Source organism: Stenotrophomonas sp. LC732 (genome assembly GCF_052446685.1).
Lineage (GTDB): Bacteria > Pseudomonadota > Gammaproteobacteria > Xanthomonadales > Xanthomonadaceae > Stenotrophomonas > Stenotrophomonas muris.
The window spans coordinates 993,834-1,017,910 of the sequence record NZ_CP199214.1 but is presented as its reverse complement, the minus strand read 5'-3'; the positions used below and the strand labels follow the sequence as shown (position 1 = coordinate 1,017,910).

The 24,077-nt window shown below is 67.3% G+C and carries 25 protein-coding genes; 15 read left to right on the top strand and 10 right to left on the bottom strand.

The genetic code is table 11. The features are described from left to right. Positions 1-4 precede the first annotated feature (4 nt). The 4 genes from lspA to murJ all read right to left on the bottom strand — a co-directional run bounded on the left by lspA (position 5) and on the right by murJ (position 5,984). Positions 5-529 carry a signal peptidase II gene (gene lspA, locus ACT6SE_RS04950; protein ID WP_014646377.1) on the bottom strand — a complete coding sequence of 175 codons (525 nt, stop codon included), beginning with the start codon at positions 527-529 and terminating at the stop codon, positions 5-7. Continuing rightward, a complete protein-coding gene (ileS, locus tag ACT6SE_RS04945; RefSeq protein ID WP_014646376.1) occupies positions 529-3,360 on the bottom strand; it encodes an isoleucine--tRNA ligase in 2,832 nt (943 codons plus the stop codon). Before ileS ends, lspA begins: the two co-directional genes overlap by 1 nt. Continuing rightward, positions 3,357-4,304 carry a bifunctional riboflavin kinase/FAD synthetase gene (locus ACT6SE_RS04940; RefSeq protein ID WP_032956395.1) on the bottom strand — a complete coding sequence of 316 codons (948 nt, stop codon included), beginning with the start codon at positions 4,302-4,304 and terminating at the stop codon, positions 3,357-3,359. The genes ileS and ACT6SE_RS04940 overlap by 4 nt, the downstream gene beginning before the upstream one ends. Before the next feature lie 75 nt (positions 4,305-4,379). Beyond that, entirely contained in the window at positions 4,380-5,984 is a 1,605-nt protein-coding gene (murJ, locus tag ACT6SE_RS04935) for a murein biosynthesis integral membrane protein MurJ (protein ID WP_032956397.1), read from the bottom strand. A 117-nt stretch (positions 5,985-6,101) separates the two neighbouring features. On the opposite strand from murJ, the gene rpsT reads away from it, so the two are divergent. Continuing rightward, positions 6,102-6,371: a 30S ribosomal protein S20 gene (gene rpsT, locus ACT6SE_RS04930; protein ID WP_005408560.1), complete on the top strand. Its 270-nt coding sequence runs from the start codon at positions 6,102-6,104 to the stop codon at positions 6,369-6,371. Positions 6,372-6,537: 166 nt separating this feature from the next. On the opposite strand, the gene cgtA is transcribed toward rpsT, so the two are convergent. The 3 genes from cgtA to rplU form a co-directional block, all read right to left on the bottom strand. Then, positions 6,538-7,590: an Obg family GTPase CgtA gene (gene cgtA, locus ACT6SE_RS04925; RefSeq protein WP_014646373.1), complete on the bottom strand. Its 1,053-nt coding sequence runs from the start codon at positions 7,588-7,590 to the stop codon at positions 6,538-6,540. Positions 7,591-7,783: 193 nt separating this feature from the next. After that, positions 7,784-8,047: a 50S ribosomal protein L27 gene (gene rpmA, locus ACT6SE_RS04920; RefSeq protein WP_005408558.1), complete on the bottom strand. Its 264-nt coding sequence runs from the start codon at positions 8,045-8,047 to the stop codon at positions 7,784-7,786. Positions 8,048-8,065: 18 nt separating this feature from the next. Continuing rightward, positions 8,066-8,374 (bottom strand): 50S ribosomal protein L21, encoded by a 309-nt coding sequence (rplU, locus tag ACT6SE_RS04915; RefSeq protein ID WP_005408557.1) that lies wholly within the window; start codon positions 8,372-8,374, stop codon positions 8,066-8,068. 318 nt (positions 8,375-8,692) lie between these two features. Between rplU and uvrA the strand changes: the two genes are divergently transcribed. From uvrA to ACT6SE_RS04900, 3 genes are all read left to right on the top strand, one after another. Beyond that, the gene (gene uvrA, locus ACT6SE_RS04910; protein ID WP_046429521.1) at positions 8,693-11,686 is read left to right on the top strand and encodes an excinuclease ABC subunit UvrA; all 2,994 of its coding nucleotides are present in this window, start codon (positions 8,693-8,695) and stop codon (positions 11,684-11,686) included. Continuing rightward, positions 11,686-12,093, top strand: a complete 408-nt coding sequence (locus tag ACT6SE_RS04905) for an acyl-CoA thioesterase (protein ID WP_032956469.1) — start codon at positions 11,686-11,688, stop codon at positions 12,091-12,093. The genes uvrA and ACT6SE_RS04905 overlap by 1 nt, the downstream gene beginning before the upstream one ends. Positions 12,094-12,190: 97 nt before the next feature. Then, positions 12,191-12,916, top strand: a complete 726-nt coding sequence (locus tag ACT6SE_RS04900) for a hypothetical protein (RefSeq protein ID WP_014646370.1) — start codon at positions 12,191-12,193, stop codon at positions 12,914-12,916. Between the two features lie 72 nt (positions 12,917-12,988). Here ACT6SE_RS04900 and ACT6SE_RS04895 read toward each other — a convergent pair whose 3' ends face one another. Next, complete coding sequence (locus ACT6SE_RS04895; RefSeq protein WP_041863160.1) at positions 12,989-13,435, bottom strand: copper chaperone PCu(A)C; 447 nt, start codon at positions 13,433-13,435, stop codon at positions 12,989-12,991. A gap of 34 nt (positions 13,436-13,469) precedes the next feature. Between ACT6SE_RS04895 and ACT6SE_RS04890 the strand changes: the two genes are divergently transcribed. The 4 genes from ACT6SE_RS04890 (at position 13,470) to ACT6SE_RS04875 (ending at position 17,158) form a co-directional block, all read left to right on the top strand. Then, positions 13,470-14,246 carry an enoyl-CoA hydratase/isomerase family protein gene (locus ACT6SE_RS04890; RefSeq protein WP_014646368.1) on the top strand — a complete coding sequence of 259 codons (777 nt, stop codon included), beginning with the start codon at positions 13,470-13,472 and terminating at the stop codon, positions 14,244-14,246. Between the two features lie 87 nt (positions 14,247-14,333). Further along, positions 14,334-15,254 carry an acyl-CoA thioesterase II gene (gene tesB / locus ACT6SE_RS04885; RefSeq protein ID WP_005408551.1) on the top strand — a complete coding sequence of 307 codons (921 nt, stop codon included), beginning with the start codon at positions 14,334-14,336 and terminating at the stop codon, positions 15,252-15,254. 4 nt (positions 15,255-15,258) lie between these two features. Beyond that, complete coding sequence (locus ACT6SE_RS04880; protein WP_046429517.1) at positions 15,259-15,768, top strand: pathogenicity-like protein; 510 nt, start codon at positions 15,259-15,261, stop codon at positions 15,766-15,768. A gap of 178 nt (positions 15,769-15,946) precedes the next feature. Continuing rightward, positions 15,947-17,158 carry an RNA polymerase sigma factor gene (locus ACT6SE_RS04875; RefSeq protein ID WP_046429515.1) on the top strand — a complete coding sequence of 404 codons (1,212 nt, stop codon included), beginning with the start codon at positions 15,947-15,949 and terminating at the stop codon, positions 17,156-17,158. Between the two features lie 51 nt (positions 17,159-17,209). On the opposite strand, the gene ACT6SE_RS04870 is transcribed toward ACT6SE_RS04875, so the two are convergent. Next, positions 17,210-17,770, bottom strand: a complete 561-nt coding sequence (locus ACT6SE_RS04870; protein ID WP_014646365.1) for an EF-hand domain-containing protein — start codon at positions 17,768-17,770, stop codon at positions 17,210-17,212. A 156-nt stretch (positions 17,771-17,926) separates the two neighbouring features. Between ACT6SE_RS04870 and ACT6SE_RS04865 the strand changes: the two genes are divergently transcribed. Beyond that, positions 17,927-18,682 (top strand): arginyltransferase, encoded by a 756-nt coding sequence (locus ACT6SE_RS04865; RefSeq protein WP_046429513.1) that lies wholly within the window; start codon positions 17,927-17,929, stop codon positions 18,680-18,682. 38 nt (positions 18,683-18,720) lie between these two features. Then, complete coding sequence (locus ACT6SE_RS04860; RefSeq protein WP_032961376.1) at positions 18,721-19,935, top strand: endonuclease/exonuclease/phosphatase family protein; 1,215 nt, start codon at positions 18,721-18,723, stop codon at positions 19,933-19,935. Positions 19,936-20,018: 83 nt separating this feature from the next. On the opposite strand, the gene purT is transcribed toward ACT6SE_RS04860, so the two are convergent. After that, complete coding sequence (gene purT / locus ACT6SE_RS04855; RefSeq protein WP_014646362.1) at positions 20,019-21,206, bottom strand: formate-dependent phosphoribosylglycinamide formyltransferase; 1,188 nt, start codon at positions 21,204-21,206, stop codon at positions 20,019-20,021. A gap of 137 nt (positions 21,207-21,343) precedes the next feature. On the opposite strand from purT, the gene ACT6SE_RS04850 reads away from it, so the two are divergent. The 5 genes from ACT6SE_RS04850 to ACT6SE_RS04830 are packed head-to-tail and all read left to right on the top strand — an operon-like array spanning position 21,344 to position 24,042. Next, positions 21,344-22,225: an SPFH domain-containing protein gene (locus ACT6SE_RS04850; RefSeq protein WP_444811104.1), complete on the top strand. Its 882-nt coding sequence runs from the start codon at positions 21,344-21,346 to the stop codon at positions 22,223-22,225. A gap of 45 nt (positions 22,226-22,270) precedes the next feature. Then, positions 22,271-22,450, top strand: coding sequence for a hypothetical protein (locus tag ACT6SE_RS04845; RefSeq protein ID WP_014646360.1), 180 nt, complete (start codon positions 22,271-22,273; stop codon positions 22,448-22,450). After that, complete coding sequence (locus ACT6SE_RS04840; RefSeq protein ID WP_014646359.1) at positions 22,447-22,626, top strand: DUF4177 domain-containing protein; 180 nt, start codon at positions 22,447-22,449, stop codon at positions 22,624-22,626. Before ACT6SE_RS04845 ends, ACT6SE_RS04840 begins: the two co-directional genes overlap by 4 nt. Positions 22,627-22,629: 3 nt before the next feature. After that, entirely contained in the window at positions 22,630-23,223 is a 594-nt protein-coding gene (locus ACT6SE_RS04835) for a PH domain-containing protein (protein ID WP_014646358.1), read from the top strand. Positions 23,224-23,232: 9 nt separating this feature from the next. Then, a complete protein-coding gene (locus ACT6SE_RS04830) occupies positions 23,233-24,042 on the top strand; it encodes a M15 family metallopeptidase (RefSeq protein ID WP_046429507.1) in 810 nt (269 codons plus the stop codon). Positions 24,043-24,077: the final 35 nt, after the last annotated feature.

Sequence of the window (24,077 nt, the reverse complement as noted above, 5' to 3'; positions counted from 1 at the left end):
CGGCTTACGGTTTCGGGTTGGCATTATCCGCCTTTTTGGCGGACTTGCCGTCGAACAGGCCAAACAGCGCGATGCCGATGGCACCCACCACGATGGCCGAGTCGGCGATGTTGAACGAGGGCCAGGTGTAGCTGCCCACGTACCACTGGATGAAGTCGACCACGTGGCCGTGCACCTGGCGGTCGATCACGTTGCCGATGGCGCCGCCGATGATCAGCGCATACGGCACCGCGGCCTTCCAGTTGCCGCGGGCGGTGCCGCGCAGCCACCACGCCATCAGCCCGCTGATGGCGATCGCCAGCGCGGTGAAGAAGTACTTCTGCCAGCCACCTGCGTCGCTCAGGAAACTGAATGCCGCGCCGGTGTTGTAGGTGCGGTACCAGTTCCAGAAGCCGTCGATGACCACCACCGGCTGGAACTCCGGCAGGCTGGACAGCACCCAGGCCTTGGACCACTGGTCCAGGCCGATGATGGCCACCGACAGCAGCAGCCAGACCAGGGCGTTCGGATGCGGACGGGGCGCGGCCATCAGAACCAGCTCCGCACTTCGCCGGCGCCGGTCACGTTGCTCACGCAACGGCCGCACAGCTCGGGATGGTCGGCGTTGCTGCCGACGTCGGCGCGGTGGTGCCAGCAGCGCACGCACTTGGCCTTGGTAGTCGGCTGGGCGCTGACGAACACCTCGTCGGTGGTCGCCGGGCGCACCTGCACGTCGCCACTGATGAACAGGAAACGCAGTTCATCGGCCAGCGGCTGCCAGCGCGCGGCCTGCTCTTCGCTGGCGGCGATGGTGATCTCCGCTTCCAGCGCGGCACCGATCGCACCGTTGGCACGCATCGGTTCGAGCACCTTGGCCACCTGCTCGCGCACAGCCAGCAGCTGGTCGAAGTCGGCGGCATTGAGCTGGGCATCGGCCGGCAACGGCGCCAGGCCGTCATACCAGGTGGTGAACAGCACGTGCCCGGCGCGTTCGCCCGGCAGGTAGCCCCACAGCTCGTCGGCGGTGAAGGTCAGGATCGGCGCCACCCAGCGGGTGAATGCTTCGGCGATGTGGTACATCGCGCTCTGGGCCGAACGGCGACCGTGCGAATCGGTCGGCATCGTGTACAGGCGGTCCTTGGTCACGTCCAGGTACAGCGAGCCCAGGTCCACGCTGCAGAAGTTCAGCAGCAGCTGCACGATCTCGGCCATGTTGTAGCCGTCGTAGGCCGCCTTGATCTTCTCCTGCAGCTCCCACGCGCGATGCACGATCCAGCGGTCCAGCGCGACCATCTGCTCGAGCGGCTGCAGGTGCAGCGCCGGGTCGAAACCGTCCAGGTTGCCGAGCAGGAAGCGCGCGGTGTTGCGCAGGCGGCGGTAGGCGTCGGCGTTGCGCTTGAGGATCTCCTGCGACAGCGACATCTCGTTGCTGTAGTCGGCCGAGGCGATCCACAGGCGCAGGATGTCCGCGCCCAGCTTGTTCATGATGTCCTGCGGCTCGATACCGTTGCCCAGCGACTTGGACATCTTGCGGCCGTGCTCGTCCACGGTGAAGCCGTGGGTCAGGCACTGCTTGTACGGGGCACGCTTGTCGATCGCCACGCCGGTCAGCAGCGAGGACTGGAACCAGCCGCGGTGCTGGTCGGACCCTTCCAGGTACAGGTCGGCCGGCTTGCCGAAGCCACGCGCGGCGAGCACGCCTTCATGGGTCACGCCCGAATCGAACCAGACGTCGAGGATGTCGGTGACCTTCTCGTAGTCGGCCGCGTCGGCACCGAGCAGTTCGGCGGCGTCCAGCGAGTACCACACGTCGATGCCCTCGGCTTCGACGCGGTCGGCGACCTGCTGCATCAGCTCCACCGAACGCGGATGGATCTCGCCGGTCTGGCGGTGGGTGAACAGTGCGATCGGCACGCCCCAGGTGCGCTGGCGCGAGATGGTCCAGTCCGGGCGACCGTCGACCATGCTCTGGATGCGCGCCTTGCCCCAGGTCGGGAACCAGCCGACGGTGTCGATGGCGGCCAGCGCATCGTTGCGCAGGTTGGCCTTGTCCATCGAGATGAACCACTGCGGGGTGGCGCGGAACACCACCGGCGTCTTGTGGCGCCAGCAGTGCGGGTAGCTGTGGCGGATCGGATGGAACGCCAGCAGCGAACCGTTGTCGCGCAGCACGCCGACGATGGCCTCCTGCGCCTTCCACAGGTGCTGGCCCGCCAGCACCACGTCACCGGCCGGCGGGGTCGATTCCAGGTACACGCCGCGGCCGTCGATCGGAGTGACCTGGCCAGCGTTGTACTTGTCCAGCAGGCCGTACTTCTGGCTGACCACGAAGTCTTCCTGCCCGTGGCCGGGGGCGGTGTGCACCGCACCGGTACCGTCCTCGTCGGAGACGTGGTCGCCATTGAGCACCAGGATCTCGCGCTCCGGGTAGAACGGATGCGCCAGCAGCTGGTTTTCCAGCGCAGCGCCGGTGGTTTCACCGTGCAGCACCACTTCGTCCACGCCATAGCGCTGCAGCGCGCGCTCGGCCAGGGCCGCGGCCAGCACCAGCCAGCGGCGCTTGCCGTTGTGGGCCGGGCCTTCGGCCAGCACGTAGCGGATCTCCGCGCCCAGCGACACCGCCAGCGAGGCCGGCAGCGTCCACGGCGTGGTGGTCCAGATCGGTACGGCCACTTCGACGTCGACCGGCACGCTCACGCCGAACGCCTGGCCGATGGCCTGCGCATCGCGTGCAGCGTAGGCGACGTCGATCGCCGGCGATTCCTTTTCCTGGTACTCGATCTCGGCCTCGGCCAGCGCCGAGCCACAGTCGAAGCACCAGTACACCGGCTTGGCGCCGCGGACCAGGTGGCCGTTGGCCACGACCTTGGCCAGCGCGCGGATCTCGTTGGCTTCGAAATCGAAGCTCAGGGTCTTGTACGGGTTGTCCCAGTCACCGGTCACGCCCAGGCGCTTGAAGTCCACGCGCTGGATGTTGATCTGCTCTTCGGCGAACTCGCGGCACTTCTGGCGGAATTCGACGGCGTCAAGCTTGGTGCCGACCTTGCCCCACTTCTTCTCGACCGCGATCTCGATCGGCAGGCCATGGCAGTCCCAGCCCGGCACGTAGGGCGCATCGAAGCCGGCCAGGTAGCGCGACTTGACGATGATGTCCTTCAGGATCTTGTTGACCGCGTGGCCCAGGTGGATGCGGCCGTTGGCGTATGGCGGGCCGTCATGCAGCACGAACAGCGGGCGGCCGGCGGCGTTGTCGCGCAGCTGCTGGTAGAGCCCCTGCTCTTCCCACCGCGCCAGAATGCCCGGCTCGCGCTTGGGCAGGTCGCCGCGCATCGGGAATTCGGTGGCTGGCAGGTTCAGGGTGGTCTTGTAGTCCTGGCTCACGCAGTGGCTCGCAATCTATGTTCGGAAAGGATGGCGCGCGCCTGTTCGGCGTCGCGGTGCATCTGGTCGGTCAGTGCCGCCAGATCATTGAATTTCTCTTCGTCGCGCAGCTTGGCGACGAACTCCACGTCGATGTGGCGGCCGTACAGGTCGCCCTGGAAATCGAACAGGTGGGCTTCCAGCAGCGGCTCCACGCCCTCCACCGTCGGCCGCGTACCGAAGCTGGACACCGAAGGCCAGGGCTGGTCGAACACGCCGTGCACCCAGGTCGCGTAGATGCCCGACAGTGCCGGGGTCTTCGGGAAGCGCAGGTTGGCGGTGGGGAAGCCCAGCGTACGGCCGAGCTGGCGCCCGCGCACCACCCGCCCGCTGATCGCGTAGGGGCGGCCGAGCAGGTCGTTGGCGCGGGCGAAATCGCCCTCCTGCAGCAGCTGGCGGATGCGGGTGCTGGAGATGCGCTCGCCGTGCAGGTCCACCGCTTCGATCTCGCCCGCGGTGAAGCCGAGTTCGGCGCCCATCTCCTGCAGCAGTGCCAGATCACCGCGGCGGCGGTTGCCGAAGCAGAACTCCGGCCCGATCCAGACTTCGCGGGCGCCCAGCCGGTGCACCAGCAACCGGCGCACGAAGGTCTCGGCCGGCATCGCCGCCATCGCCGCGTCGAAACGCAGCAGGCCGATCGCATCGACGCCGAGCTCGCGCAGGATCTCGACCTTGCTGCGCGCCAGGGTCAGCCGCGGCGGCGGCGTGCCCTGGGCGAAGAATTCACGCGGCAGCGGCTCGAATGCCACGGCCACTGCGGCCACGCCCAAGGCGCGCGCGCGGGCAACCGCGTGGCGGACCAGCGCACGATGGCCCAGGTGGAGGCCGTCGAATGCACCGATACAGACCACGCTTCCGTTGGGGAGCAGCTCCCCGCCCTCGACGCTTCTGAACAGCCTGCTCATCAACTCTCGTTCCGGCCCGACCGGGGCCGCCGCTTCAATGGTGTAACCCTGAAGTATAGCCGCCACGGACCGCGATCAATGCCCGCGCAGGTCGCGCGGGCGGAAGCCCATCGCCAGCATGGCCACCGCGTAGGTCGCGCCGCCGCCGCCGACCAGCAGCATCAGGCCACCGATACGGTGCCATTTGTCCATGCCGGTGAAGTCGGGGACCCAGTGCAGCAGGGCCAGCAGCACGCCGACCATGGCCACGCAGGCCACCCCCAGCCGCACCAGATAGCCGCCCCAGCCCGGCCGCCGCTGGTAGACGTCGGTCTTGCCCAGCCAGTACCAGAGCAGGCCCAGGTTCAGGTAACTGGACAGCGCACTGGCGATGCCCAGTGCCAGGTGCAGGCCCGGCTGCTTGCCGATGGCCGCCATCACGCCCTGCGCCTTCAGCGCGTCCGGCACCATCACCTGGTACAGCACGGCCAGCAGGGCGAAGTTGAACACCATGTTGGCCACCAGCGCGGCAACACCGGCGCGCACCGGGGTTTTGGTGTCCTGGCGGGCGTAGAAGGCCGGCAACACCACCTTGAGCAGGGCGAACGCCGGCAGGCCGAAGCTCAGGCCGTACACCGACAGCGCGGTCATGCGGGTATCGAACGCGGTGAACTGGCGGTACTGGAACAGGGTGGCGATCAGCGGCTCGGCCAGCAGCACCAGGCCCAGCATCGCCGGCACCGAGATCAGCAGGGTCATGCGCAGGCCCCAGTCCAGCGAGCGCGAGAAGCCCTCGCGGTCGGTGCTGACGTGGTGGCGGGCCAGCGCCGGCAGGATCACCGTGCCCAGCGCCACGCCGAACACACCCAGCGGCAGCTCCAGGAAGCGATCGGCCAGCGACAGCCAGGACTGCGAGCCGTCGGTCAGCTTGGCCGCGATGAGGGTATCCAGCAGCAGGTTGATCTGCGCCACCGACGAACCGAACAGCGTCGGCACCATCAGCGTCAGCACCTTGCGCACCCCCGGATGGTTCCAGCCCCAGCGCGGCAGGGTCAGCAGGTTGATGCCCTTCAGCGAGGGCAGCTGGAACAGCAGCTGCAGGAGGCCGGCCGCCAGCACCGCCCAGCCCAGCGCCAGGATCTGCTTCTCCGGGGTGCCGCCCAGTCGCGGCGCCAACCACAGCGCACCGGCGATCATGCACAGGTTGAGGATGACCGGGGTCAGCGCCGGCATCGCGAAGCGCTGGAAGCTGTTCAGCGCACCGCCGGCCAGCGCGGTCAGCGACACGAACAGCAGGAACGGGAAGGTCAGCCGGAACAGGTCGACCAGCAGGGTCTGCTTGACCGGGTCGGTGTCAGCACCACTTGAGAATGCCACCGCCAGCTGCGGCGCGAAGATCAGCGCCAGGGCGGTGACCAGCATCAGCACCCCGCCCAGGGTGCCGGCGGTCCGGGACATCAGCTCACGCAGTTCGGCGTGGCTGCGGGTCTCCTTCACCTCGGTGAACACCGGCACGAAGGCGGTGGAGAAGGACCCCTCCGCGAACAACCGGCGCAGGAAATTGGGTATCCTGAAGGCAACCCAGAACGCATCGGTAACCGCATTGGTGCCGAACGTGGTAGTGATCACCTGATCCCGGACAAGTCCGAGAACCCGCGAGACCATGGTCATGCTGCTGAACGACAGCAGGCCCCGCAACATCTTCGGTGAACTCACTCAGCGTCCCTCTTGACAATCGACTTGACGTGCATTTCTCGGGCCATCATACTAGCTAGCTTGCTGTTCCCATAACACCGATTTTTTCAGGAAACCACCACCGTGGCCAATATCAAGTCCGCCAAGAAGCGCGCCAAGCAGACCGTCGTGCGCAACGCGCGCAACGTGGCTCAGCGCTCGATGCTGCGCACCGCTGTCAAGAAAGTGATCAAGGCGCTGGACGCCAACGATGCCGCCGGCGCCGAAGCCGCCTTCGCCGTTGCCCAGCCGATCCTGGATCGCTTCAGCGCGCGTGGCCTGATCCACAAGAACAAGGCTGCTCGCCACAAGAGCCGCCTGAACGACCGCATCAAGGCCCTCAAGGCCGCCTGATCCGGCGTTGCCGCCCTGCCCTTCGGGGTTGGGCAGCAGACAAAAGCCCGGCCCCGGCCGGGTTTTTTGTTGCCTGCGGTTTACCGGGATTGCCGGCCAGCGGCCGGCACTACCAAATGAAAAACCCGGCCGAAGCCGGGTTTTCCGCATGGAACCACAACGGCATTCACTGCGCGTTGCGGGCTTCCAGCTCGTCTTCCTTCTGGCGATCGAAGAAGGCCATGATCCGGCTCATGATCGGGAAGGTACCTTCGCGGCCCAGCGCGGAAACCAGGAACCACGGCTCCTTCCAGCCCAGCTCGGCGACGATCTGCTCCGCCGCGGCCTGCGCCTCGTCTTCGAACATCAGGTCAGCCTTGTTCAGCACCAGCCAGCGCGGCTTGTTCAGCAGCTCCGGATCGTGCTTCTCCAGCTCGCGTTCGATCGCACGCACCTGCTCCACCGGCGAAATGCCCTCCACGCCGCCTTCCATCGGCGAGATGTCCACCAGGTGCAGCAGCAGGCGGGTGCGCTGCAGGTGGCGCAGGAACTGCGCACCCAGGCCGGCGCCGTCCGCAGCACCTTCGATCAGGCCCGGAATGTCGGCGATCACGAAGCTGCGGTGGTTCTCCACCTTCACCACGCCCAGGTTCGGGTACAGCGTGGTGAACGGGTAATCGGCCACCTTCGGCGTTGCCGCCGAAACGGCACGGATCAGGGTGCTCTTGCCGGCGTTGGGGAAGCCCAGCAGGCCGACATCGGCCAGCAGCTTCAGCTCCAGCTTCAGCGTGCGCTCTTCGCCCGGCTCGCCTGGCAGCGCCTGGCGCGGCGAGCGGTTGGTCGAGCTCTTGAAGTGCATGTTGCCCAGGCCACCGCGACCGCCCTTGGCCACCAGCAGGCGGTCGCCGTGCTGGGTCAGGTCGCCGATGACTTCATCGGTGGCAACGTTGATGACCACGGTGCCGACCGGCACGGTGATGGTCAGGTCTTCGCCGCCCTTGCCATAGGCCTGGCGGCCCATGCCGTTCTCGCCGCGCTGCGCCTTGAAGATACGCTCATGGCGGAAGTCGACCAGGGTGTTCAGGTTTTCGTCGGCGCGGATGTACACGCTGCCGCCCGCACCGCCGTCGCCGCCGTCCGGGCCGCCGAGCGGAATGAACTTCTCGCGACGGAAGCCAATGCAGCCGTTGCCGCCGTTGCCGGCGAACACTTCGATTTCTGCTTCGTCTACCAGTTTCATTGTTTCGATGCCTGCGATGGGCGCGACCTGTTGGCCGCCACCTTGAATGTCATGCCGGCCGCGGGCCGGCAACCCGGCCCAGCCGGTCTTGCTTCAACTCTAACGAAAAGCCCCGCCGAAGCGGGGCTCTCCATGCAGCGTGCTCTTCATCCAGCACGGCCATGCCGCGGCACGGGTGCCGGCGATGCCTGGATCAGGCGTCGGCCGAGACGATGCTGACGGTGCGACGCTTCTTGGCGCCCTTGACCGAGAACTCCACCTTGCCGTCCACGAGGGCGAACAGGGTGTGGTCACGGCCCAGGCCAACGCCGGTGCCCGGGTGGAACTGGGTGCCGCGCTGACGCACGATGATGTTGCCGGCTTCGATGGCCTGGCCGCCGAAGATCTTGACGCCCAGGTACTTCGGGTTGGAGTCGCGACCGTTGCGCGAGGAGCCTACGCCCTTTTTATGTGCCATGACTGCTTCTCCTGATGCTTAGCCGGCGATGCCGGTGATCTCGATTTCGGTGTAGTACTGACGGTGACCCTGACGCTTCATGTGGTGCTTGCGGCGACGGAACTTGATGATCCGGACCTTGTCAGCACGACCCTGGGACAGGACCTTGGCGGTGACGGCAGCGCCCTTCAGCGCATCGCCCAGCTTCACGCCGTCGCTGTCACCCAGCATCAGGATGTTGTCAAACTTGATCTCGCTGCCGACTTCGACTTCGAGCTTTTCAATGCGGAGCTTTTCGCCCTGCGCCACGCGGTATTGCTTACCGCCGGTGACCAGTACTGCGTACATGACCAGGCCTTCCTCTGTAGTTATTGTGGTCTGAGCTGCCGCCATCGAGGGCGGACAGGAGCGGAATTGTACGCAGATCAGCGGGCGCGGGTCAAGTCAACCCCCGAACGCCGCGGGGGGACGGCTCCGGAACGGGGTCAGATCCCTTTTCACCCCGTGAAAAGGGATCTGACCCCTGCCTGACGGCCTGTCTCACCAGATGAGACATCGGGCTGGCATTGTCGCCCATTGCCCCCATCTGGTCACCTCGGTAGGCTGACCGATTGCCGTTCCCTGCTGGCCCGGCACCCAGCCAACGCCCCCACAACCGGATCCCCCATGGCGATGGATTTCATCCGCATCCGCGGCGCGCGGACGCACAACCTGAAGAACCTCGACCTCGACCTGCCCCGCGACAAGCTGATCGTGATCACCGGCCTGTCCGGCTCGGGCAAGTCCTCGCTGGCGTTCGACACCATCTATGCAGAAGGCCAGCGCCGCTATGTCGAGTCGCTGTCGGCCTATGCGCGCCAGTTCCTGAGCGTGATGGAAAAGCCGGACCTGGACCACATCGAGGGCCTGTCCCCGGCGATCTCGATCGAGCAGAAGTCGACCTCGCACAACCCGCGTTCGACGGTCGGCACGATCACCGAGATCTACGACTACCTGCGCCTGCTGTACGCCCGCGTCGGCACCCCGCGCTGCCCGGACCACGGCTATCCGCTGGAGGCGCAGACGGTCAGCCAGATGGTCGACCAGGTGCTGACCCTGGACCCGGAACAGCGCTACATGCTGCTGGCCCCGGTCATCCGCGACCGCAAGGGCGAGCATGCCCAGGTGTTCGACCAGCTGCGCGCGCAGGGTTTCGTGCGCGTGCGCGTGGACGGCGAGCTGCATGAAATCGATGCGGTGCCGCCGCTGGCGCTGCGCCAGAAGCACACCATCGAGGCGGTGATCGACCGCTTCCGCCCGCGCGAGGACATCAAGCAGCGCCTGGCCGAGAGCTTCGAGACCGCGCTGAAGCTGGGCGATGGCATGGCCTCGGTGCAGAGCCTGGACAGTGCCGACGCTTCGCCGACGCTGTTCTCCTCCAAGTACTCCTGCCCGGTCTGCGATTACTCGCTGCCGGAGCTGGAACCGCGCCTGTTCTCGTTCAACGCACCGATGGGCGCCTGCCCCGGCTGCGACGGCCTGGGCATGGCCGAGTTCTTCGATCCTTCGCGCGTGGTGGTGCACCCCGAATTGTCGCTGGCCGCCGGTGCGGTGCGCGGCTGGGATCGTCGCAACGCCTATTACTTCCAGCTGATCGCCTCGCTGGCCAAGCACTACCGGTTCGACGTCGACGCGGCATGGAACTCGCTGCCGGAGAACGTGCAGCACGCCGTGCTGTACGGCAGCGGCGATGAGGCGATCACTTTCACCTACTTCACCGAAGCCGGTGGCCGCACCCAGCGCAAGCACCGCTTCGAGGGCATCATTCCCAACCTCGAGCGCCGCTACAAGGAAACCGAATCGCCGGCGGTGCGCGAAGAGCTGTCCAAGTACATCAGCGAACAGCCGTGCCCGGAATGCCATGGCGCGCGCCTGAACAAGGCGGCACGCAACGTGTTCGTGGCCGACCGCCCGCTGCCGGAGCTGGTGGTGCTGCCGATCGACGAGGCGCTGAAATTCTTCAGCGAACTGAGCCTGCCCGGCTGGCGTGGCGAGATCGCCGCGAAGATCGTCAAGGAAATCGGCGAACGCCTCGGCTTCCTGGTCGATGTCGGCCTGGATTACCTGACCCTGGAGCGCAAGGCCGACACCCTGTCCGGTGGCGAGGCGCAGCGCATCCGCCTGGCCAGCCAGATCGGTGCCGGCCTGGTCGGCGTGATGTACGTGCTCGACGAACCATCGATCGGCCTGCACCAGCGCGACAACGAACGCCTGCTCGGCACCCTCACCCGCCTGCGCGACCTGGGCAACACGGTGATCGTGGTCGAGCATGACGAGGACGCGATCCGCCTGGCCGACTACGTGCTGGACATCGGCCCGGGCGCGGGCGTGCATGGCGGCGAGATCGTCGGCCAGGGCACCCTGCAGGACATCCTGGAGGCACCGCGCTCGCTGACCGGCCAGTACCTGTCGGGCAAGCGCGCGATCGAGATCCCCGCGCGCCGGCACAAGCCGAACCCGAAGATGACCCTGCACCTGCGCGGGGCCAGCGGCAACAACCTCAAGGGTGTGGACCTGGCGATTCCGTCGGGCCTGCTGACCTGCGTGACCGGTGTGTCCGGCTCCGGCAAGTCCACCCTGATCAACGACACCCTGTTCTCGCTGGCCGCCAACGAGATCAACGGTTCCTCGCACCCGATCGCCCCGTACAAGGAGATCGATGGCCTGGACCTGTTCGACAAGGTGGTGGACATCGACCAGTCACCGATCGGCCGCACCCCGCGTTCGAACCCGGCCACCTACACCGGCCTGTTCACCCCCCTGCGCGAACTGTTCGCACAGGTGCCCGAAGCGCGTGCGCGTGGCTATTCGCCGGGCCGTTTCAGCTTCAACGTGCGCGGTGGCCGCTGCGAAGCCTGCCAGGGCGACGGCCTGATCAAGGTGGAGATGCACTTCCTGCCGGACGTGTATGTGCCCTGCGACGTCTGCCATGGCAAGCGCTACAACCGCGAGACGCTCGAGATCCTGTACAAGGGCTTCAACATCAACGACGTGCTGGAAATGACCGTCGAGGATGCACTGAAGCTGTTCGAACCGGTGCCGTCGATCGCACGCAAGCTGGAAACCCTGGTCGACGTCGGCTTGAGCTACATCAAACTGGGCCAGAGCGCGACCACGCTGTCCGGTGGTGAAGCACAGCGCGTGAAGCTGTCCAAGGAACTGTCGCGCCGCGATACCGGCCGCACCCTGTACATCCTCGACGAACCGACCACCGGCCTGCACTTCCACGACATCGAAGCGCTGCTGGGCGTGCTGCACAAGCTGCGCGACGAAGGCAACACGGTGGTGGTGATCGAGCACAACCTGGACGTGATCAAGACCGCCGACTGGATCGTCGACCTGGGTCCGGAAGGCGGCCACCGCGGTGGCACCATCCTGGTCACCGGCACGCCGGAAGACGTGGCGGCCTGTCCGCAGTCGTATACCGGCCAGTTCCTGGCGCGCATGCTGCCGTCCACCAGCGCGCGCCCGGAACAGCCGGCCGCCGTGGCCAACAAGCCCGACGCCCGCCCGCCACGCAAGGTGAAGCCTGAGAAGCCGGCCAAGGTTGCCAAGAAGGCCGCGGCCGCCAAGAGCACCGGCAAGGCCAGCAAGAGCACATCGAAGAAGAAGGACGCCTGATGAGCAGCGAACACAAGATCCTGGCCCGCATCCCGATCAGCGTGCGCTGGCGTGACATGGACAGCATGGGCCACGTCAACAACGCCAAGTACATTTCCTACCTGGAAGAAGCGCGCGTGCGCTGGATGCTGGGCGTGGACGGCGTATCGATGACCGACCGCATCGCACCGGTGGTGGCCGCGACCAACGTCAATTACCGGCTGCCGATCGTGTGGCCCAACGACATACTGGTCGAGCTGTTCGTCGAGCGCCTGGGCAACAGCAGCGTGACCATCGGCCACCGCATCGTCGACCAGCAGGACGCGTCGAAGCTGTATTCCGACGGCAACGTGGTGGTGGTGTGGATGGATACGCAGACCGGCAAGAGCGCGCCGCTGCCGGAGGCGATCCGCAGCGCCTCCACTTGACGCGCCCTGGTAGGTGCCGACCTTGGTCGGCACGCTTTGGCTGCAATGAGGTTGCCGGCCAGCGGCCGGCACTACCGATCCCATTCAATGGACTGACATGATCCACCAGACTGAACTGCGCGACCTGCTGCCCGGCATGGTCCCCTTCCCCACCGACGTCTTTCCCGCTGACCAGGCCTGGCTCGGCCAGCACCTGCTGCCGCTGCTGAAGATTGACCTGGGCGTGCTGCGGCCGGAACTGGCCGGCCAGGTGGCGACGATGCTGTGCCCGATCGAGCCGTACGACGGTTGCATCGGCGAGACCACCGAAGAACACCACAACGATTTCACCGGCACCAACTGGATCGCCTTCGAACTGACCGCCGGCAACGAGATGCGCTTCCTCGGCAATGAGGGCTATTTCATCGGCGAGGCGGTGCAGGACAAGGATGCGCAGGAGCACATCGCGCAGATGCGCGACAGCTACGCCAAGGCCCGCGATTACCATGCCGCGCACGGCCGTCTCGCCTGCTACTCGCGCTACGGCAAGGGTGAGGCCAGCGAACGCGACTACCTGGATACGCTGGGCGGACCGATAGGCTTCGGCAACTGGACCGAGACCGCGGAGATTCCCGCGGCCTTCGAACTGGGCTTCACCGACGCTGCCGATGACCCAAACGCTGCGGACGATGCCGAAACGGTGATCATCACCCGCAACGGCAACAAGTTCTTCGCCGTGGCCGGCGTAGCCGGCTACAACTGGTGCGCCACCGGCGCCGATGCGATCGTGATGCTGTACGAGCCGGAAAGCCGCACCGTGCTGTTCTCGTACGACTGGTCGTAAGGCCCTGCGGTAGTGCCGGCCGCTGGCCGGCATTTCCTGTGCTGCCGGCCAGCGGCCGGCACGACCATCCCGCTACGGCGCAGCCTTGCGTACGGCCAGCGTCGCACTTGCTTCGCCGCCGCCTTCCAGCTGCAGCCGTAGCGGCACCGCCTGCCCCTCCTTCAGCGCGCCCTTGCCCTGCATCAGCATCAGGTGCAGGCCACCGGGCTTGAGCTCGGCACGTGCACCCGGCGCCAGCGGCAGGCGCTCGATCGCGCGCATCCGGCTGACCCCATCCGTGATCGTGGTTTCGTGCAGCGACACATCATTGAAGCTGCTGCTGGTCGCGCCGGTGATCACCACCGCCTTGCCGCAGCCGTTGTGGATGACGCCGTAGCCAGCGGTCATCGGCATTGCCGGATTCGGTGGCAACCGCGCCCAGCCCTGATCCACCGTGACGCAGCCCGATTCCGCCGCCGAGGCCGATGCTGCGGCCGCACACAGAAGCCACAGTACGCCAACGAATGGTTTGGTTATCATCGCCCAGGTTCCTTCTTCGCAACGAGACCGCAGCATGACGACGCTCATCGAGGTGATCAACCATGGCCCCATCCGCGAACTGCGCCTGGCGCGGCCGCCGGTCAACGCACTGGACACCGACCTGTGCCGGCAGTTGATCCATGCCATCGAGCTGGCCATGGCCGAAGACGCGCACGGCATCGTGCTGTCGGGCAGCGAGCGCATCTTCACCGGCGGCATGGACGTGCCGCACCTGCTCTCGCATGGCGATGACAAGCACAAGCTGCTGGACACCTGGAACGCCTTCTTTGGCGCCGTACGCACGCTGGCCGAGAGCCGCATCCCGGTGGTCGCGGCGATCACCGGCCACGCCCCGGCGGGCGGCTGCGTGCTGGCCCTGTGCTGCGACTACCGGGTGATGGCCCGCAGCGCCGATCCGTCGCGGCCATATGCCATCGGCCTGAACGAGGTGCAGGTGGGCCTGATCGCGCCGGAGGGCATCCAGCGCCTGCTGCGCCGTGCGGTGGGCGTGCACCGCGCCGGCGTGCTGCTGACCACCGGTTCGCTGGTACCGGCCGAACAGGCGGTGCAGATCGGCCTGGTGGATGAGCTGGCAGAGGGGGACCTGGTGGTGGCACGCGCGATTGCCTGGCTGCAGGACCTGCTCAGGCAGCCGCGCCAGCCGATGCTGCTGACCCGCGCCATCGCCCGCGCCGACCTGCACGTGGCGCTGCAGCCGGACCTGATCCAGCTCGACCGTTTCGTCGAGGCCTGGTTCGCCCCGGACGCACAGAACGCCCTGCAGGCCCTGGTAGCCCGGCTGGGCAAATAGCGGTTGCCCCGCCCGGGGTCAGATCCCTTTCGCCGGGCGAAAGGGATCTGACCCCTGACCGGTATAATCAGGCCCTCTTTCACTGCTGTGGCCGCCCCCTTGAACGACACGCCCGAACCCGTCGTCTCCGAGCTGATCGACCTGCTCACGCTGGAGCGGCTGGAGGACAACCTGTTCCGCGGGCAGAGCCGCGACATCGGCACCAAGTACGTGTTCGGCGGGCAGGTGCTGGGCCAGGCGCTGGCCGCGGCACAGGCCACGGTCGACAACGGCCGCCACGTGCACTCGCTGCACGCCTATTTCCTGCGCGCCGGCAACATCGACCACCCGATCGTCTACGACGTGGACCGTACCCGCGACGGCGGCAGCTTCTCGGTGCGCCGGGTCACCGCGATCCAGCACGGCAAGGTGATCTTCTTCTGCGCGGCATCGTTCCAGCAGGCCGAGACCGGCGCCGAGCACCAGCACAAGATGCCCGAAGTGCCGCAGCCGGAAGACATCGAACCGAACCGGCCGCTGCCGGCCGAAGTGCTGGAGCGGCTGCCGATCAAGGTGCAGCGCTGGCTGTCGCGCGGCGGCCCGTTCGAATTCCGCCACGTCTACCCGCGCGACGAACTGAACCCGCCCAAGCGCCCGCCCTACCACCAGGTGTGGCTGCGCCTGAGCGAGCCGGTCGGCGATGCTCCGGAACTGCACCAGGCCCTGCTGGCCTATGCCTCGGACTTCCACCTGCTGGGCACGGCGACGTTCCCGCACGGCATCAGCTACTACCACCCGCACGTGCAGATGGCCTCGCTCGACCACGCGATCTGGTTCCACCGCCCGTTCCGTGCCGACGACTGGCTGCTGTACTCGCTGGACAGCCCCAGCGCGCAGGATTCGCGCGGCCTGGCCCGCGGCCAGTTCTTCACCCGCAATGGTGTGCTGGTGGCCAGCACCGCGCAGGAGGGCCTGATCCGCGTGGTTCCCGACCAGGCTGCCGCGGCCGCCGTGCCGGCCAAGGAGTAAACCCATGCGCCAGATCTTCAGCAGCCAGCGCGTGGAAACCGTCGAAGGCGTGGCCGAGCTCCTGCGCGGGCATGGCATCGACGTCAAGGTGACCAACGGGCGCTCGTACAAGACCCGTCGCCGCGGCCAGTTCAGCTATACCGACCTCGGCAACGCCAACGCCTACCCGGCGGTATGGATCGTGCGCGCCGACGACCAGCCGCGTGCACGCGAGATCCTGCGTGAGGCGCGCCTGCTCGACACCACCCGCCGCGACCATCCGACCGCCGAGTTCGCCTTCCGCGACACGCCGGAACAGGGCAGCGGCGGCCGCAGCTGGGCCTGGCGCATCCGCATCGCCCTGCTGGTGGTGATCGCCGGCGTGGCGCTGGTGATCGGCCTGCGCCATCGCGATGCCCCGGCCCCGGCAGCACCGGCCCCTGCCCCGCAGGCCCAGCCGCAGCAGGCGCAACCGGCCCCGCAGGCCGCACCGGAAGAGGAAGAAGTCCGGGTCCGCATCCAGCCATCGAAATAACCCACGGGTCGTACCCGCCGCTGGCCGGCAACTGCAAAAAGGGGACGGAGGGGATTAAGTCGTTTGTGGCACAAACGACTTAATCCCCTCCGTCCCCTTTTTTGTCAGCACAGAAAGTCGGTCACATTGGGCGCGCGGCTCCGTCATGGGACACAATCCCAGCAGGAGAGCCGCCGCCATGACGACGTTCGCCGCATCGATCGACCAGACCCTGGAACGCGAACTGCCCGCCGCCGCCAGCGGTTGCCAGCATGCCTACGGCCGTATCGTGCTGGCCTGCCAGAACACGGTCACCGCCATCGCCCTGGCCATCACCCGCGACCGCCAGGCCAGCGAGGACATCGCCCAGGAGGCCTTCGTGAAGGGCTGGCAGCAGCTGCACCAGCTGCGCAGCGCGACCAGCTTCCTGCCCTGGCTGCGGCAGATCACCCGCAACCTGGCCCGCGACTGGCTGCGTGCGCAACGCGGCCGGCCGCTGACCGGCGAGGCCGCGGAGGTGGCGATGGGCATGGCCGCCGACCCGGCCCCAGGTGCGGCTGATCGCCTGCAGCGGGTGGAAGAGGAGATCGCCGCCGAGGACATCATCTCCGCCCTGCCCGCTGACAGCCGCGAAGTCCTGTTGCTGTACTACCGCGAAGGACAGCGCTCGCAACAGGTCGCCGACCTGCTCGGGCTCAGCGATGCGGCCGTGCGCAAGCGCCTGTCGCGTGCACGTGCCCTGGTGCGCGAAGGCCTGCTGCAGCGCTTCGGCGAATTCGCGCGCAGTAGTGCACCAAGCGCCGCATTCGCCACCGCCGTGGTGTCGATGGTGCTGGTGGCCGCACCCGGCACCGCCAGTGCCGCGATCCTGATCGGCACCGGCGTCGGTGGCAGCAAGCTCGGTCTCGGCGGCGCCAGCGTTGCCGGAGGCACCGCGATGGGTTCGTTGACCGCCACCCTGGGCCAGCTGCATGTGCTGCCGGCCGAAAGCTGGGGGGCGGTGATCGGCGGCGTGGTGGGTGGCGCGATCGGCAGCTACCTCGGCGGGCGCTTCCTGATGTCGTACACCGAAACTGCGGCAGAGCGGGCCGATGTGCGCCGCTTCCTCTACCTCAACATCACCACCGGCATGTTCTGGTGCCTGGCGATCCTCCTGGCTGTGGTGCTGCAGGCACCGGTCTGGACGCAGCTGACGGTGCTGGCGGTCGGGTTGGGCGTGGTCAACTACCAGTGCCTGGTGACGCTGCAGCGGGTGATGGCGCCGATGATCGCGCGCGATTCGGCGCGGCGCGGGCGAACCGGCATCAACTGGAAGTTCGAATCGATGTACGGCCGCACCGCCATCATCGCCATGAACCTGATGGTCATTGCGCTTGTGGCGTACTCGCTGATGCGCAGCGGCCGCTTGTAACGGACAACGCCGGCAGTGCCGCCGGCGTTGTCGTCATCACTGCATTGACCCTCAGCGCTGCGGCTTCGGTGCGCCGCCGTCGCGCGGACCGCCATGGCGCGGGCCACCATGCATCGGGCCCTTGGCCGCATCAAACTCGGCCTTGCTCAGCTGGCCGTCCTTGTTGGTGTCGGCGGCGGCGAACCAGGCATCACGATGCTGCTTCATGCGCAGCTCGCGGTCGGCCTTGTCCAGGTAGCCGTCCTTGTTCAGATCAAGCTGGTCGAAGCGCGCGGCCAGGCGCGGATCGGCCTTGGCTTCCTCGCGGCTGATGCGGCCATCCTTGTTGACGTCCAGCGCGGCCCAGCGCTCACCGCCGTGGCCACGACGGCCATGCTGCCAGCGCGGCAGCTCGTCGCGCGAGAGCTTGCCGTCCTTGTTCTTGTCCAGCTCGTCGAACTTCGCGGCCAGGCGCGGGTTGGCGGCCGCCTCGCTGCGGTCGATCACGCCGTCACCGTTGGTGTCCAGCTTGGCCGGGCGCGGTGCCGGCGTGGCCGGGGTGTCGGCCGCCAGCGCGATACCGGATGCGGAGGTGCCAAGCAGCAGGGCCAGCAGCAGGGGGGTACGGATCATGAGGTCACTCCTGGGGATGGGAACAGCGTCGGGGTGATCACTTCACCCTCGGGGGACAACAACGCCCGGGCGCGACGTCGGTTGACGCTACTGCCGATTCCATTCATCCGGCGGACAGTCGCCGCCACTGCGACAACCTGGGGCTATGCTGTGCCCATGGCGATACATGGCGACAGAGACGACGAACTGCGACTTTTCCAGACCGGCGAGCACCCCTGCGGGTACTGGTCGGACCGGGTGGCACGCGACCTGGTGCTGGACCCGAACGACCGCCGCCTCGGCGCGCTCTATCCACTGGCACTGAGCTGGGGCTTCCGCCGCAGCGGCGACCTGGTCTACCGGCCGCATTGCGCGCACTGCCAGGCCTGCGTGGCGGTGCGCATCCCGGTGGCCCGCTTCGCCCCGGACCGCAGCCAGCGCCGCTGTGCCACCCGCAATGACGACCTGGAGGTGCGGATCACCGCCGCCACCGCCCGCGATGACCTGTTCGCGCTGTACCACCGCTACCTCACCCACCGCCATGCCAACGGCGGCATGGACGACCACGGCCCGCACGAGTTCGAGCAGTTCCTGATCGGCAGCTGGTCGCACACCCGCTTCATGGAGATGCGCCTGCCCGGCCACGACGGCCAGCCCAGCCAGCTGCTGGGGGTAGCGGTGACCGACGTCACCGAGCACGGCCTGTCGGCGGTCTACACCTTCTTCGACCCGGACCACCCCGCGCGCGGGCTGGGCACCTTCGCGATCCTGCAGCAGATCGAGTGGGCACGCCGAGAGGGGCTGCCGCACGTGTATCTGGGCTACTGGATCCGCGGCCACCAGAAGATGGACTACAAGCGCCGCTTCCATCCGCTGGAAGCCTACGATGGCCGCCGCTGGCACGATTTCGACAAGGATCTGGACGGGCGCTGACAAACCGCTGACACCGGGCCGGGTGCACAATACGGCCCATGAACATGACCCGCCGCCATCCCCTGATCCTCGCCCTGGCCCTGCTCTGCGGCGCCACCGCCCCTGCCTTCGCCACGTCCCCTGCGATGACCGAAAAGCCGTCCGCTGCGCTGCGCCTGGCCACCTACAACACCTCGCTGTACTCCGATGACGCCGGTGGCCTGATCAAGGAGCTGGAAGGCGACAGCGAACACGCGCGCAAGATCGCCGCAGTGCTGCAGCAGGTGCGCCCGGACCTGGTGCTGCTGAACGAATTCGACTTCGACGACGCCCATCGCGCCGCCGACCTGTTCCAGAAGCGCTACCTGGAGGTCGCCCAGCCCGGTGGCGGCAAGCCGCTGCACTTCGCCTACCGCTATCTGGCACCGGTCAACACCGGCGTGCCCAGCGGCCTGGACCTGGACAACAACGGCGTGGTCGGTGGCGAAGGCCGCAGCCGCGGCAACGATGCCTGGGGCTACGGCCTGCACCCGGGCCAGTACGGCATGCTGGTGCTGTCGCGCTACCCGATCGACGAAGCCAGGGTGCGCAGCTTCCAGCTGCTGAAGTGGAGCGCGATGCCGGGCGCAATCCGACCGGTCGATCCACGTACCGGCCAGAGCTTCTACAACGACCATGTGTGGTCGCAGCTGCGCCTGTCGTCGAAGTCGCATTGGGACGTGCCGGTGAAGACCCCGGCCGGCGTGGTGCACGCGCTGGTGTCGCACCCGACCCCGCCGGTGTTCGACGGCCCGGAAAAGCGCAACGCGGCGCGCAACCATGACGAACTGCGCCTGTGGCAGGAATACCTGTCCAAGGGTGACAAGCCATGGCTGTGCGACGACAAGGGTCAGTGCGGCGGCCTGGCCCAGGACGCGCGCTTCGTGATCCTCGGCGACCTCAACAACGACCCGGTCGATGGCGATGGCCGCCATGAGGCGATCGTCGAACTGATCGAGAACGCCCGCGTGCTGCGCTACCCCACCCCGCGCAGCGTCGGTGGCGAGCAGACCAGCCTGGCCTATGCGGCCAAGGGCATCGAGCGCAAGGGCGCACCGTTCCATGCCACCGGCGATTTCGGCCCGAAGTCCGGCACCATGCGCCTGGACTACGTACTGCCCTCGACCGGTTTCGAATATGTCGGCAGCGGTATCTTCTGGCCGGCCAATGAAAGCCCGGAAGCGAAGATCGCCGACGGCAGCGACCACCACCTGGTGTGGGTGGACGTGCGGTAGAGTCGACGGCCCTGAAAAGGGGACGGAGGGGATTAAGTCGTTTGTGGCACAAACGACTTAATCCCCTCCGTCCCCTTTTTGCTTTACGGGCGCAGTTCGACGCCGATGGCGTCGGCGGCATCTCGCGCGATGGCGCGCGCCTCGTCGATGGTTTCCGCGCGCGCCAGGGTGACACCGACGCGGCGATGGCCATGCACGCTCGGCTTGCCGAACAGGCGTACGGCAGTATCCGGCACCTGCAATGCAGCGGCGACGTTGTTGAAGTACGGCACGCCCTCGCCGTGTGCCAACAGCGCGCACGACGCCGACGGGCCGCTCTGGCGGATCACCGGGATCGGCAGGCCGAGGATGGCGCGCGCATGCAGCGCGAACTCGCTCAGCTCCTGCGATACCAGCGTCACCAGGCCGGTGTCGTGCGGGCGCGGCGACACTTCGCTGAACCACACTTCGTCGCCCTTCACGAACAGCTCCACGCCGAACAGGCCCCAGCCGCCAAGGTCGTCGGTGATCGCACGTGAGATCTCCTCGGCACGTGCCAGTGCCGCGCTCGACATCGGCTGCGGCTGCCAGCTTTCGCGGTAGTCGCCGTCCTTCTGCAGATGGCCGATCGGCGCACAGAACGAGGTGCCACCGGCATGGCGCACGGTCAGCAGGGTGATCTCGTAATCGAAATCGATGAAGCCTTCGACGATGCAGCGGCCGGCACCGGCGCGGCCACCGGTCTGCGCGTAGTCCCAGGCCGGGGCGATGTCCGCCTCGCTGCGCAGGGTGCTCTGGCCCTTGCCCGAGGACGACATCACCGGCTTGACCACGCACGGCAGGCCGATGGCGGCGACGGCAGCACGGTATTCGGCCTCGGTATCGACGAAGCGGTACGGCGAGGTCGGCAGGCCCAGGGTTTCGGCGGCCAGGCGACGGATGCCTTCGCGATCCATGGTCAGGCGTGCGGCGCGCGCGGTCGGGATCACCCGCAGGCCCTGCTCCTGTTCCAGCTGGACCAGGGTCTCGGTGTGGATGGCCTCGATTTCCGGCACCACCAGGTGCGGCTGCTCCTGGGCGATCAGCGCCCGCAGCGCCATCGCATCGAGCATGTCGATCACGTGCGAGCGGTGCGCGACCTGCATGGCCGGGGCGTCGGCATAGCGATCAGCGGCGATCACCTCCACGCCCAGCCGCTGCAGCTCGATGGCCACCTCCTTGCCGAGTTCGCCCGAGCCCAGCAGCAGCACTCGGGTGGCGGAGGGGGACAACGGCGTTCCAAGCTTGGCCATGGCGGTTCCAGCAGCGATGTGAAGGCGGGAGGGCATTCTAGCTGGCCGGGCACCCTGACCATGGCATCCGACGAACGGTAGTGGACAGGTGATATCACTTTGATATCTTAAATTTGAACCCTCAAGGACGTACCGCCATGAAAGAGAAGTCGCTGTCTTCCCTCAACGGCCTCGGCACGCTGGTCGGCGCCCTGCTCGTCGGCCTCGCCGGCGCCGCCCTGTTCGTGGTGGGCGTGGCAGCCAAGGCCAGCACCGGCTCGCCCAGCCTGCTGCTGATGCTGCTGGGCGCCCTGCTGGTGGCGCTGGGCGTGTTCATCCTGGCCGGTCTGTACACCATCCAGCCCAACCAGGCGGCGGTCCTTAGCCTGTTCGGCAAGTACGGGGGCACGGTGAAGGACAACGGCCTGCGCTGGAACAACCCCTTCTTTGCCAAGCGCCGGGTCAGCCAGCGCGTGCGCAACTTCGAGAGCGGCAAGCTGAAGGTCAACGAGCTGGACGGCAGCCCGATCGAGATCGCCGCGGTGATCGTCTGGCAGGTGGTCGACGCCTCCGAGGCCGTCTACAACGTGGACGACTACGAGAGCTTCGTGCACATCCAGTCCGAATCTGCGCTGCGTGCGATGGCCACCAGCTATCCCTACGACCAGCACGAAGACGGCCAGCTGGCCCTGCGCAGCCATGCCAGCGAGATCTCCCAGCACCTGAAGAACGAGCTGGCCGAACGCCTGGCCGACGCCGGCGTGCAGGTGATCGACGCACGCATCAGCCACCTGGCCTACGCCGCCGAAATCGCCCAGGCGATGCTGCAGCGTCAGCAGGCCAACGCGGTGATCGCCGCACGCACGCGCATCGTGGCCGGTGCGGTGGGCATGGTTGAAATGGCCCTGGCCGAACTGCAGAAGAACGGCGTGGTGCAGCTGGATGAAGAACGCAAGGCGCACATGGTCAGCAACCTGCTGACCGTGCTGTGCTCGGACCGCGGTACCCAGCCGATCGTCAACGCCGGTTCGCTGTACTGAACCACCCTCGCAACGGGGTGCCCCACCACCCCGCCAGGAGCTTGCATGAGTGAGAAGAAAGCCTACCCGCTGCGCATCAATGCCGACGTCCTGGCCGCCGCGCAACGCTGGGCTGACGACGAGCTGCGCAGCCTCAACGCACAGATCGAATACGTGCTGCGCGACGCCCTGCGCAAGGCAGGACGCCTGCCGAAACCCACGCCATCTTCGGGGGACAAGGAATGAGCAAGCGCTGGAGCTACCAGACGATCGAGGTCAAGACGTCCATGATGGGCCAGCTCAAGGCCGAGGACATCCAGAGCGAACTGAGCCGCCAGGGCCAACTGGGCTGGGAGCTGGTCAACATCATCATCCCCGCACCGATGCGCCCGGCGATGCTGGTATTCAAGAAGGAGGCCTGAGCCATGGGTGCCAGCGATCCAAAGCAGTACGAGGTGGCCGAGAGTTCGCCGTTGCGCGTGCTGTGGATCGTGCTGCCCCTGCTCGCCGCCTTCGTGGCCTGCCTGTATGCGCAGTTGTACAAGGCACCGGCCACGGCGCCCTGGATCGAAGTAACGCTGTCGCCGCCCTGGTTCCGGATGGGCGGCAGTGCCGCCTGGAGCCTGCTGGTGATCGCCGCGCTCGGCATCGGGTTGGGCGCGGCGTTCTTCCGCCGCCGGGTGGAACTGGCCGACGACGTGCTGGACGTGCGCTCGACGATGTACCGCCGCCGCGTTCCGGTGGCACAGCTGCGGCTGGACCAGGCCGAGGTGGTCGACCTGCAGCGTGACCGCCGCTATGGCATTCGTTTCAAGACCAATGGCTATGCGATGCCGGGCTTCTATTCCGGCCACTTCCGCCTGCAGGGCGGCGGCAAGGGGTTCGCGCTGGTCACCGACCGCACGCGCGTTCTCGCCCTGCCGGTCAGCGATGGCAGCACGCTGCTGCTCAGCCTGGAGCGGCCGCAGGTGCTGCTGGACGCACTGCGCAAGGTGGCCGCACCGGCGCCTCGGCGGTAAGCTGCGGCGATGCAACGACGCGCCCCCCTGCTGATCAATACCGAGGCCATCGAGCTGTGGCCCGCCCACCTGCTGCGCGCACGAAGCAACCTGGATGCCCGCCTGCTGTCGCAGGCACAGTGGGTGCTGCGGCGCAAGCGCGATGGCCGCTACCTGGCGGCGGTAACGACGCATGGCGTGCATTCGCTGGTGCCACGCCTGCCGCGCGAGCCCGGGGCCGAGGACGCACTGGCGCTGCTCGATGCAGCGGCGGCACGTCCGTTCGGCGCTGCGCTGCAGGAACAGTGGCTGCCGCTGGCCGGGCTGCAGCAACGCCTGCAGCAACTGGGACTGGATGCACAGCGCTATGCCGACGACAGCGGCCTGCCACTGCAGCCCGAACCGTGCCTGCTGCACTTCGCCGGCCGTGACCGCTTCGGCCGCCCGCTGTGGCTGCGCCGTGGCGCCGCGCAGGGATGGCGGCGGATGCGCCTGCAGGCGGCACGGGAGGGCATCGCGCTCGACGCAATTTCCGGCTTCCGCAGCCATGCCTACCAGCTGGGCATCTTCGAGCGGAAGCTGGCACGTGGGTTGAGCGTGACGGAGATCCTGAAGGTCAATGCAGCGCCGGGGTTCAGCGAACACCACAGCGGCCATGCGCTGGACATCGGCACACCGGGCGATGCCCCGGCCGAGGAATCATTTGAAGCCACCGACGCGTTCGCCTGGCTGCAGGTGCATGCCGGCGGGCATGGCTTCCATCTGAGCTACCCACGCGACAACCCGCACGGCATCGTCTACGAACCCTGGCACTGGTGCTGGAGGCCGGCCAACGGCTGAGCCCCTCGTGGCGCCCGCACGCGGAATGGAACGAG